Raw genomic sequence first — 11,147 nt, 5'->3', positions numbered from 1 at the left:
TCGACAATCCAAAAATAATTGAGAGGCTAGGACTTTTGTCCCAGCCTCTTTTTTGTTTTATCAAAAATATTTTTTACAAAATGTAAGATATATATTGCAAAATAGAAAATATAGTGTATAATAAAGCTATAAAAACAAGAAAGGAAAATCATGTGGCGAAAAATCTCAAATTAAAAATGGCCCGGGTCGAGCATGATATGACCCAGGGGGATCTTGCAGATGCCATTGGAGTGACGCGCCAGACCATCGGTCTGATTGAGGCGGGAAAGTATAACCCAACCCTCAGTCTCTGCCTTGCCATCTGTAAGACCTTGGATAAGACGCTGGATCAACTGTTCTGGGAGTAACAGTTTTAATAATAGAAAGAGGAAGAATATGAAACAAAAGAAAGAACCAATTGTAAAAGATGAACGGACCATGCTACTTGATGGAAAAATCGCAGGAGAACTTGTCCTTGGTATGACCTGCTTTATTGCCCTATCTGCCTTTGTGAAATCCAGTATCCTGGACTTAGACCTAGTCGCTTATCTCCCTGAGATGTTCCTTCTGATTGCCATGGGAGCCTATGCCTTTGTGAGAAGGATCAGTTCAGGGATTGATATCCGAGATATGTTAGAAAAAGATAGCTGGTTGAGTCGCCTTGGGTCAGGTCTATTCTTTGCTGTGCTTGTGACAGCTATGGATGTGATTGGAAAGAGAGAAGCAATGAGCTTTATCTTGAGTCCCAAGTATCTGGTCAAAATTTTATTAGAAATTCTCGTCTTTGCCATCCTGACAGATCTGCTTGAAAAACCACTTGCTCTTATCAATCGGAAAAAACAAGAGAAGATCGAGGCAGAGTTAGAGGATGAAGAATAAGGAGGAAGAGATGTGATTACAATTGCTGAACAAACAAATCATAGATGAACGAGAAGAAGGCTTAGCTAATAAGGCTGGTGCTGAGACGGCTGGTTTTCTTTTCCTTGCCTTAACTGTTTTTAGTGTAGGATCCATTTTTACATCTAAGGTGGGGCTCAGTCCAATCATGGTGGTAGCCTTACTCATCGTCTCAGGATTGTATTACTCTGTTCGTTGTCAACGATTGGGTGTGAGATTTATCAGTTATAGTTATCTAAATGTGACGGGAATTGTAGCAGTAACCTCTATTCTCTCCTTGTTCATCTGGGCTCAAAAATTTCAATTAAACCAAGCTGTTTATCAGGCCAATCCCTTCCATTCAAAATTTTTGCTGGTGCTTCCTATCGCATTTCTCCTGAATCTTCCGATTGTATGGGGGATGAATACCCTTGTAATGCTCCTTGCAAAAGTAGAGAAAAAACGCTATGAAGCCTATCTGGATCAGATGGAAAAGGAAGAGTAGGAAGTTGGAACCCTAGTTTCGTCGTATAAAAGTCTGGGAAACCAGGCTTTTATTTTTCAGTCAAATAAATTGCATTCGTTTTCTTGGGAGAGTATACTGGTATAGTTGAATGAAAAATTCTGATAATTTAATCTTAGAAAAGAGAATATTATGGCAAAACCTATTCGCGTATTACTCTACTACCTCTATACCCCCATTGAAAATGCAGAACAATTTGCGGCTGATCACTTGGCTTTTTGTAAATCAATCGGTCTCAAAGGACGTATCCTAGTCGCTGATGAAGGAATCAACGGAACCGTATCTGGTGACTACGAAACAACGCAAAAATACATAGACTACGTTCACAGCCTTCCAGGGATGGAAGACCTCTGGTTCAAGATCGATGAGGAAGAAGAGCAAGCTTTCAAGAAGATGTTTGTACGTTATAAGAAAGAGATTGTCCACCTTGGTTTAGAAGATGATAATTTCGATAATGACATCAATCCTCTTGAAACAACAGGTGCTTACTTGTCACCAAAAGAGTTTAAAGAAGCTCTTCTCGACGAGGATACCGTTGTCCTTGATACTCGAAACGACTACGAGTACGATCTTGGTCACTTCCGTGGCGCTATTCGTCCAGATATCCGCAATTTCCGTGAGTTGCCACAATGGGTCCGTGATAACAAGGAAAAATTTATGGACAAACGCGTTGTCGTCTACTGTACTGGTGGAGTTCGCTGTGAGAAATTCTCTGGCTGGATGGTGCGTGAAGGCTACAAAGATGTCGGTCAATTGCACGGCGGAATTGCAACCTACGGGAAAGACCCAGAAGTTCAAGGCGAACTATGGGATGGGAAAATGTATGTCTTTGACGAGCGGATTGCAGTCGATGTCAACCATGTCGATCCAAGCGTTGTCGGAAAAGACTGGTTTGATGGAACACCATGCGAACGCTATGTCAACTGTGGAAATCCTTTCTGTAACCGTCGGATCTTGACCTCAGAAGAAAACGAGGACAAGTACCTCCGTGGCTGCTCGCATGAGTGCCGGGTTCACCCTCGCAATCGTTATGTCCAAGAACACAACTTGTCACAAGCAGAAGTTCGTGAGCGTTTGGCCCTTATCGGTGAAACGCTTGATGGAGCACCAGCATAATAGAAACAAACAGTCTGAAAGCTCAGGCTGTTTTTATATGGAAATTGGTTGAAAATTGTGCTATACTTTAGGTAAGCGATTTCACAAAGGAGAAAACAAATGAGTATCGTGTTTTCAATCAAAAATAAAAAGAGCTTATTTGGCTATCAGAAAGTACTCGCAGCACAGGAAGTTCTTAAATTAGTGGAGGGGTTAACAACCTACAACTATGATCCTGCCACCCTTCATCGTCCCTTAAATGATTTTGAAGGTTTGAACTGTATCGTATTTGGTAAGAGCGGTCTTCCTCTGCAGTTACGCTATTTTGATGAGGAAGAGTCTTATCAGATTCAGGTGCCCTCTTTTGCGATAGAAGAAGATTGGCAGTTGGCCCTTCGATGGCTTAGTCGGCTCGCAGAAGTATTAGGAACGGAGATTGTGGCCAGCGATAGCGTGAGCTATACTCCCGATTCTATTTTCCATTTTGATTATGAAGTCGTTATCCTAGAAACGCTGGGTAATGTGACGAAAGAAAAAGATCTAAAAGAGTTTGAAGTACAAGGCTTCGCTCATCCAGTCTATTTGGATCGGGATACAGTGCAGGAAGTCTTGAACCATGTCCATCCACTAGAAGCCTACTCTGCCTTTATCAAGAAGATTCAATATAGTGTAGCTTATTTCAGTCAAGTCCGTTTTTATCAACAGGAGGAGACAGGAGCCTTCTTAGCCAGCTATAGCTTGACAGAAGATACGGATACGGTCTTGCCAAGCGTGCCACATGTTCCTGCAGAATATGTAGAAATTGTGGGCTTAGCGGGTATCATTGATTGGCGAGTTCTATTGGTGGCGATCGATGGAGATCCGGATAAGCCAGAAAATTACCATCCAATTGGGTCTCTTGCTCTGAAGAAACTTATAGAAGCGCTAGAGCCAGATGAATTCCAGCTGCTAGATGCTAGTCAAATTGAAATCAAAAAATTGTCCAAAGAGCGGTTGCTAGAATTAGCGCAATTGGAAAACAAGTAACAATATCGCAGTGAACTGTCCCTCAGACATTTGATCCGAAAAATCTAACGTCTGGGAGCGGTTCTTTTTTATGCCCTTCCTTTGATCAAAAACCAATGACTAGGCTAATTATGGTATAATAGGGGCCTAGAAGTAGAATGAAAGAGGTGCACGAAATGCTGTTAGAAGAATTTGATGCCAATCGACAGGCGATTATCAATCCACAAGACTTACACCAACCAATTGAAGAATTTCCCAAAGTAGTCATCTCTTGCTTTTCAAGAGTAACTTTTGCTCGTCTCCTTGAGAATTATGACCATGAGGTCATTGCAAGAACCTCCATGGCCAATTTTGAAGTCCTGGTCTATGGGATCACTATTGGAGACCAACAAATTGCTGCCTTTAATACACCCGTTGGGGCTGCTTCCTGTGTGGGGATTATAGAGGATTTGATTCAATTTGGGATGGAAAAACTGGTGCTTTTTGGGACCTGTGGGGTTTTAGACCGTGATATCGAAGCAACCTCCATCATTATTCCAACGGCTGCTCTTCGCGACGAGGGGACTAGCTACCACTATCTGCCAGCTAGTGATGAAGTGGAAGTAAACAAGAAAACTCTTCCTCTCTTCCAAGCCTTTCTTGACAGCCACAAGGTTTCCTATCAGTCAGGAAAAGTGTGGACGACAGATGCACCCTACCGGGAAACCATCGACAAGATGAAGCGACGAAAGGAAGCGGGAGCCATCTGTGTGGATATGGAATGTTCGGCAGTGGCAGCCTTAGCAGCTTATAGGGGCTTTGAGCTCTGCCATTTCTTCTATGCAGCTGACCACCTCTCGGAAGAAAAATGGGATATCCGAACCTTATCTAGTCATGAGGATTTAGATAGCAAGGATCGCATCGCGGAGTTAGCCATCCAATTTGCGCTCTTTTGGGAAAAGGCAAACTAAATGAAAGAAGCAATGATTGAACTGAAGGATTTTTCCTTCCAATACAAGGCACAGTCTGAACCAACCTTGAAAAATCTCAACTTAACCATTTATAAGGGGGAAAAGGTTCTGATTGTTGGGCCGTCTGGTTCTGGTAAGTCAACCATTGGCCAGTGCTTAAATGGGATTATCCCTAATATCTATAAGGGAACCAGTAGTGGGCAATTCCTCATTCAGGGGAAAGAAGCCTTTGATCTCAGTATTTATGAGAAATCTCACTTGGTCAGTACGGTTTTGCAAGATACAGATGGCCAATTTATTGGTTTGAGTGTCGCAGAAGACTTGGCTTTTGCCCTTGAAAATGACATGGTGGATCTGGGAACGATGAAAGAGCGTGTGCAGAGTTGGGCAGAACGCTTGGATTTGATGAAGCTCTTGGATCATCGGCCACAAGATTTGTCCGGTGGGCAAAAACAGCGAGTGAGCTTAGCAGGTGTTCTGATTGACGAAAGTCCGATCCTGCTCTTTGATGAGCCACTGGCTAATCTAGATCCCAAGTCGGGTCAGGATATTATTGATCTGATTGATCAGATTCATGAAGAGCAGGGAACGACCACCATTATTATCGAACACCGTTTAGAGGATGTACTCTACCGTCCTGTCGATCGGGTAATCTTGATCAATCAAGGTCAAGTTCTCTTTAATGGTCAACCCGATGAGTTGTTGAGGACGACACTGCTGGCTGAAAATGGGATTCGTGAACCTCTGTATTTAACAACTCTTCGCCAGCTAGGGCAGAATATCGATCAATTGGAGCATCTAGATCGTCTAGAAGATATCGAGCTTACTGGTGTGAATCGTTCCATTCCAGAAGCGACCTTTACAAAAACTGGGGAAGCAGAAGAACTATTGAAGTTGGAGCAGATTTCCTTTGCCTATCAAGAAAATCATCCGATCTTAAAAAATATATCCCTCAGTATACCTAAGGGGCAGCGCTTAGCGATTGTCGGGAAGAATGGGGCAGGGAAATCAACTCTTGCGAAAGCCATCTGTGGATTCATTACCACAGAAGGACAATACACCTCTAGAGGTGAAGATATCAAGCAGGAGAGTGTCAAGGAACGGGCAGAGCGAGTCGGCTATGTCCTGCAAAACCCCAATCAAATGATTTCGACCAATATGATTTTTGACGAAGTTGCTCTAGGTTTGCGCTTGCGGGGTGTCGCTGAAGAAGACATCAAAGAGCGTGTCTATCAAGCACTGAAAACTTGTGGTCTCTATGAGTTTCGTAAATGGCCGATTTCTGCTCTCTCATATGGGCAAAAGAAACGGGTGACCATCGCCTCTATACTAGTTTTAGGACCAGAAATTTTGGTCTTGGACGAGCCGACAGCAGGTCAGGACCAGCGCAATTACACTGAAATCATGGAATTTCTAGATAGCTTGCAAGAAAAAGGCCATACCATTGTCATGATTACCCATGATATGCAGCTGATGTTGGATTATTCTGATCGTGCCCTTGTAGTATCAGACGGACAAATTCTAGCAGATCTCCCACCTGCAGAGCTGTTCACTCATCCGGATATTTTACAAGAGGCTAATCTCAAAGAGACTTCGATTTTTGCCTTAGCCAATCGATTAGGAATGGATCCCTTGGCGCTAACGCAGTTTTATATGCAACAGAAAGGAGCAGGTCATGAATCATCGATTAGTCGGCTACCATGAGGGGACGAGTTTTCTTCATCGCCTTTCAGGTGCGAGTAAGTTACTCTTTCTTCTTTTTGTATCTCTTGCGGCCATGTTGAGTTATGATACCCGGCTCCTTCTAGGAATTGGTGTGGGCGCCTTGCTGTTATTCTCTACAGCTCGTATTCGATTTCGGGATATTTCATTTGTACTTGCATTTGCTCTTGTTTTTGCACTGTTAAATGTTGTCATGGTCTATCTCTTTGCCCCTCAGTATGGTGTAGAGATCTACGGGGCAAAGACGGTACTAATGAAGGGGTGGGGCTCCTATAGTATCACCTCGCAGGAACTCTTTTATCTTTTTAATCTAGCTCTTAAGTATGTCTGTACCATACCTCTAGCCTTGATTTTTTTGATGACGACCCATCCTAGTCAGTTTGCTTCAAGCCTCAACCAAATTGGCGTATCCTACAAGATTGCCTATTCTGTCAGCTTGACTCTGCGCTACATTCCTGACGTACAAGAAGAATATCAAACGATTAAATTGTCTCAGGAAGCCAGAGGGGTGGAGTTGTCCAAAAAGGCCAAGCTGATCAAGCGGATCAAAGGCAATGTGCAAATCATCTCTCCCTTAATCTTTAGCTCACTTGAGCGGATTGACAGCATTTCTACGGCTATGGAATTACGTCGCTTTGGTAAAAATAAAAAGCGGACCTGGTATTCTCATCAAGCTATGGAAATGAAAGATTATGGGATGATTCTATCAGCCTTAGCTGTTCTGGTTTTGGGTATTGTCCTGATCTTTGTCAATCAAGGACGTTTTTACAATCCATGGAGGTAATGACATGTCAGAAACGATTTTAGTAACAGGAGCTTCAGCTGGTTTTGGTCAAGCGATTTGCCGTCGCTTAGTAGCAGATGGATACCGTGTGATCGGATCAGCTAGACGCATCGATAAATTACAGGCCCTTCAAGAAGAGCTGGGAGAAGCCTTTTATCCCCTGCAAATGGATGTGACGGATCTTTCTCAGGTAGATCATGCACTTGCCAGTTTGCCAAAAGATTGGGAGAAAGTGGATGTTTTGGTCAATAATGCTGGCTTGGCTCTAGGCCTCGCCCCAGCTTATGAAGCAGAGGTCGCAGACTGGCTGACCATGATTCAGACCAATATTGTTGGTTTGACCTATCTGACAAGGAAAATCTTGCCCCAGATGGTGGAACGAAATGATGGCTATATTATCAATTTGGGCTCTACAGCAGGAACTGTGCCTTATCCAGGGGCCAATGTTTACGGGGCATCCAAGGCTTTTGTCAAGCAATTCTCCCTCAATCTTCGGGCTGATCTAGCTGGCAAGAAGATTCGTGTCAGCAATATTGAACCCGGTCTTTGCGAAGGGACAGAGTTCTCTTCTGTTCGCTTTAAAGGAGACGAAAAACGGGTAGAAGCCCTCTATCGAGATGCCCATGCCATTCAGCCGGAAGACATTGCCAACACTGTAGCTTGGTTGATCCAACAGCCCAAGCATGTCAATGTCAATCGGATTGAAATCATGCCGGTTTCCCAAACATTTGGTCCTCAACCCGTTTATCGTGATTAAGAAGAGAAGCAACCACTCCACAAGGGGTTGGTTGTTTTTTATCTTTCCTCTGGTATAATAGAAGGCAAAGTAAGGAGAAAAAGATGACAGCTGCCTTAATTATTGGTTCTACAGTTTGTGATGTGATGATTTACTTGGATCGTTTGCCAAGTCGTGAAGGAGATGCCCATATTGATCACCAGCAATGGTCTGTGGGAGGTTGTGCCTTTAATGTCGTCAATATTCTTCATTTTTTGTCGCAACCCTACCAGTTTGTCTCGCCAGTCGGTTCTGGGATATATGGTGATTTTATTCGGAGAGAATTGAACCAATTAGGGATTTCCTCTAGCATCTCATTAGAAGGGGCCAATGGTTGCTGTTATTGCTTTGTAGAGTCTGATGGTGAGCGGACCTTCTTATCGGACCACGGAGTGGAGTATAGCTTCCAAGCAGAGTGGCTAAAAGAGATCGAGACGGATCCGTTTGATTACATTTACTTGTGTGGCCTTGAAGTCGAGGAGCCAACCGGTCTTGCATTGGTCCAGTCTGTTTCGCAACTAGAAGGCCAGGTGATTTTCGCACCTGGGCCACGCGGACTCTTGATTCCAAAGGATCGACTGGAAGCAATTTATGATCTGCATCCAATTCTCCATGTTAATGAGGCTGAAGCACTGGCTTTTTCAGGGTGTAGAGAGATCCAGCCAGCCATCGAACACTTGTATCAGAGAACGGGACAATTAGTCATTGTCACCTTGGGTGAAAACGGAGCGGTTGCCTATGATGGCAACTGGTATGAAGCAGACGGTTTTCCAACAGAAGTTGTCGATACAGTAGGTGCTGGAGATAGCCATGTGGGAGCCTTTATATCCGCTCGTTTAGAAGGTTTAGATATGACGCAAGCCTTAAGATTTGCTAACAAAGTCTCTAGCCAGATTGTTGCAAGTAAGGGGGTTCATCTGACAAAAGAGCAACAAGAAGCCCTGCGAACAGAATTGAAACAAAAATAAAAAAGAGAGTGGGACAGAAATCGGTCATTCGTTAGAATTCGATTTCGTCGTCCCACCTCCGCACAGTTGAGTAGGGCTGTAAAAGCTGATGAAATCAGCGTAGTAGAGCCCACTCAACCACTGCGTCTTGCTTGACAATCCAAAAATAATTGAGAGGCTAGGACTTTTGTCCCAGCCTCTTATTTGACTTTTATCCTCTTAGCACTTTGTATCTTACTACAATGGCCGCTTATTGGGCATGCCTGCTTTTCTTGGGTATTTATTGGGGGTTTCTTTTTTCTTTTCTACAAGAGTGATATAGCGTGGATCCCCGTTTGGCAATTCATACTGTAGATTGTCTTCAACCTTGCTAAAGAGCAGGTTAAGGGCATTTTTGGCTTCTTCCAACTCTTCTGGAGCATTGCTGGCCTTGAGAGCAAGAAGTCGTCCTCCTACCTTCAGATAAGGGATGGTCAGTTCAGAGAGGACTTGCATACGGGCAACCGCGCGGGCAGTTACGATATCAAATTGGGCACGAAAGGCCTTGTCTTGTGCAAAGTCCTCCGCACGTCCATGGTAGAAATGAACTCCACTTAAGCCCAACTCTTCAGCCAGCAAGTGGAGAAAATTGATCCGCTTATTGAGGGAATCAATGATGGTCACATCCAGCTCAGGGAATAGGATCTTCATTGGTAGGCTGGGAAAGCCAGCACCAGCTCCGATATCCAAGAGACGGATGGGTTGATTTTCGATCAAACCTTGTAAAATGGGTGCGATAGAATCATAAAAATGCTTGAGATAGACTTCGTCTTTTTCGGTGATGGCAGTGAGATTAATCTTTTCATTCCATTCCACGAGGAGCTCGAAATAGCGTTCGTATTGCTCTTTTTGACGATCAGTTAATGGAAAGCCGAGATCGGCTAAACGGACATAAAATTCTTCTGGTTTCATGCTTTTATTTTACCACAAAATAAGGGAAATTTGATATACTGGTAGAAAGAAATGAAAGGAATTCAATAAAATGATTTGGATTATTCTTGGGATCATTGTGGTCCTTGTGTTGATTGTAGTAGGAGTTTACAACGGTTTGGTGAAAAGCCGCATGCAAACTCGTGAAGCATGGAGTCAAATTGATGTGCAATTGAAACGTCGGAATGACTTGATTCCAAACTTGATCGAAACCGTTAAAGGCTATGCCAAGTACGAAGGAGATACACTAGCAAAAGTGACTCAACTTCGCCAACAAGTAGCGCAAGCTTCTTCACCTGCAGAAGCAATGGCAGCCAGTGATGCTCTTTCACGCCAAGTAGCAGGCATCTTTGCGGTGGCTGAAAATTACCCAGACTTGAAAGCCAACACCAACTTCATGCAATTGCAAGAAGAATTGACCAACACAGAAAACAAAATTTCTTATGCTCGTCAATTGTACAATAGTGTCACAAGCAATTACAATGTCAAGTTGGAAACTTTCCCAACAAACGTGATTGCTGGAATGTTCGGCTTCAGACAAGCTGAATTTCTTCAAGTGCCTGAAGAAGAAAAAGCAGTACCAAAGGTGGACTTTAGCGGATTAGGAGACTAATATGCTCTTTGACCAAATTGCAAGCAATAAAAGGAGAACCTGGATTCTCCTTATTGCTTTTTTCATACTCTTAGCTCTTATCGGAGCAGCCGTTGGTTACCTCTGGTTAGGCTCCTCCCTTGGTGGCGTCATCCTAGCTTTGATTATTGGGGGAATCTATGCCTTTAGCATGATTTTCCAATCAACTGAAGTTGTCATGCGGATGAATGGAGCGCGTGAGGTGACGGAAGAGCAAGCCCCTCAACTCTACCATATTGTCCAAGATATGGCCATGGTAGCCCAGATACCCATGCCTCGGGTCTATATTGTGGATGATCCTTCTATGAATGCATTTGCGACAGGGTCTAATCCTCAAAATGCTGCTGTTGCAGCAACGACAGGTCTTCTAGCTGTGATGAACCGTGAGGAATTGGAGGGAGTCATCGGACACGAAGTCAGCCACATTCGCAATTACGATATTCGCATCTCTACGATTGCGGTTGCCCTTGCCAGTGCCATCACCATGCTTTCTAGCATTGGTGGCCGGATGATGTGGTGGGGCGGTGGCCGTAGCCGGGACGATGATCGAGAAGGTAGCGGTGGTTTGGAGATTGTTATGTTGATCCTTTCCCTGCTTGCCATCGTTTTAGCGCCATTAGCAGCGACCTTGGTCCAGTTAGCCATCTCTCGTCAACGGGAGTTCTTAGCAGACGCTTCCAGTGTCGAATTGACACGGAATCCTCAAGGGATGATCAATGCTCTTTTGAAACTGGATAACAGTGTGCCTATGCAACGAGAAGTCGATAGTGCAAGTAGTGCACTCTTTATCAACGATCCTAAAAAAGAATCCGGCTTTCAAAAGCTCTTTTATACCCATCCACCCATTGCTGAGCGGGTGGCTCGCCTAAGAAAAATGTAAAAAAAATCCAC

At 43.9% G+C, this 11,147-nt stretch carries 13 protein-coding genes; 12 read left to right on the top strand and 1 reads right to left on the bottom strand.

Going from position 1 to position 11,147, the window contains the following annotated elements; genetic code table 11:
* Window positions 1-152 precede the first annotated feature (152 nt).
* The 10 genes from LIZ08_RS07430 (at window position 153) to LIZ08_RS07385 (ending at window position 8,677) form a co-directional block, all read left to right on the top strand.
* Entirely contained in the window at window positions 153-347 is a 195-nt protein-coding gene (locus LIZ08_RS07430; RefSeq protein WP_003005328.1) for a helix-turn-helix transcriptional regulator, read from the top strand.
* A gap of 28 nt (window positions 348-375) precedes the next feature.
* Window positions 376-858, top strand: coding sequence for a DUF6773 family protein (locus tag LIZ08_RS07425; RefSeq protein ID WP_003008473.1), 483 nt, complete (start codon window positions 376-378; stop codon window positions 856-858).
* Window positions 859-880: 22 nt separating this feature from the next.
* Window positions 881-1,360, top strand: a complete 480-nt coding sequence (locus LIZ08_RS07420) for a DUF6773 family protein (RefSeq protein WP_227038598.1) — start codon at window positions 881-883, stop codon at window positions 1,358-1,360.
* A 150-nt stretch (window positions 1,361-1,510) separates the two neighbouring features.
* A complete protein-coding gene (locus LIZ08_RS07415) occupies window positions 1,511-2,494 on the top strand; it encodes a rhodanese-related sulfurtransferase (protein WP_227038597.1) in 984 nt (327 codons plus the stop codon).
* Window positions 2,495-2,593: 99 nt separating this feature from the next.
* Entirely contained in the window at window positions 2,594-3,499 is a 906-nt protein-coding gene (locus tag LIZ08_RS07410; RefSeq protein WP_227038596.1) for a DUF4299 family protein, read from the top strand.
* Between the two features lie 155 nt (window positions 3,500-3,654).
* Window positions 3,655-4,428: a nucleoside phosphorylase gene (locus LIZ08_RS07405; RefSeq protein WP_227038595.1), complete on the top strand. Its 774-nt coding sequence runs from the start codon at window positions 3,655-3,657 to the stop codon at window positions 4,426-4,428.
* Window positions 4,429-6,132 carry an ABC transporter ATP-binding protein gene (locus LIZ08_RS07400; RefSeq protein ID WP_049474036.1) on the top strand — a complete coding sequence of 568 codons (1,704 nt, stop codon included), beginning with the start codon at window positions 4,429-4,431 and terminating at the stop codon, window positions 6,130-6,132.
* Window positions 6,104-6,934, top strand: a complete 831-nt coding sequence (locus LIZ08_RS07395) for an energy-coupling factor transporter transmembrane component T family protein (protein ID WP_049488420.1) — start codon at window positions 6,104-6,106, stop codon at window positions 6,932-6,934. The genes LIZ08_RS07400 and LIZ08_RS07395 overlap by 29 nt, the downstream gene beginning before the upstream one ends.
* Window positions 6,935-6,938: 4 nt before the next feature.
* A complete protein-coding gene (locus tag LIZ08_RS07390) occupies window positions 6,939-7,691 on the top strand; it encodes an SDR family oxidoreductase (protein ID WP_070505212.1) in 753 nt (250 codons plus the stop codon).
* Window positions 7,692-7,774: 83 nt separating this feature from the next.
* Window positions 7,775-8,677, top strand: a complete 903-nt coding sequence (locus LIZ08_RS07385) for a carbohydrate kinase family protein (protein ID WP_223345019.1) — start codon at window positions 7,775-7,777, stop codon at window positions 8,675-8,677.
* Between the two features lie 216 nt (window positions 8,678-8,893).
* Here the strand turns inward: LIZ08_RS07385 and rsmG are convergent, their stop codons facing one another.
* Window positions 8,894-9,607 carry a 16S rRNA (guanine(527)-N(7))-methyltransferase RsmG gene (gene rsmG, locus LIZ08_RS07380; protein WP_031575538.1) on the bottom strand — a complete coding sequence of 238 codons (714 nt, stop codon included), beginning with the start codon at window positions 9,605-9,607 and terminating at the stop codon, window positions 8,894-8,896.
* A gap of 70 nt (window positions 9,608-9,677) precedes the next feature.
* On the opposite strand from rsmG, the gene LIZ08_RS07375 reads away from it, so the two are divergent.
* Window positions 9,678-10,238: a LemA family protein gene (locus LIZ08_RS07375; RefSeq protein WP_023918932.1), complete on the top strand. Its 561-nt coding sequence runs from the start codon at window positions 9,678-9,680 to the stop codon at window positions 10,236-10,238.
* A 1-nt stretch (window position 10,239) separates the two neighbouring features.
* The gene (gene htpX, locus LIZ08_RS07370; protein WP_227038594.1) at window positions 10,240-11,136 is read left to right on the top strand and encodes a zinc metalloprotease HtpX; all 897 of its coding nucleotides are present in this window, start codon (window positions 10,240-10,242) and stop codon (window positions 11,134-11,136) included.
* Window positions 11,137-11,147 lie beyond the last annotated feature (11 nt).

The sequence above is a fragment of the Streptococcus sp. 210928-DFI.4.42 genome, assembly GCF_020554365.1.
Taxonomy (GTDB): Bacteria; Bacillota; Bacilli; order Lactobacillales; family Streptococcaceae; genus Streptococcus; species Streptococcus parasanguinis_S.
Note: the sequence above shows the minus strand (reverse complement) of the source record. Positions and strands in the feature narration are given on the sequence as shown.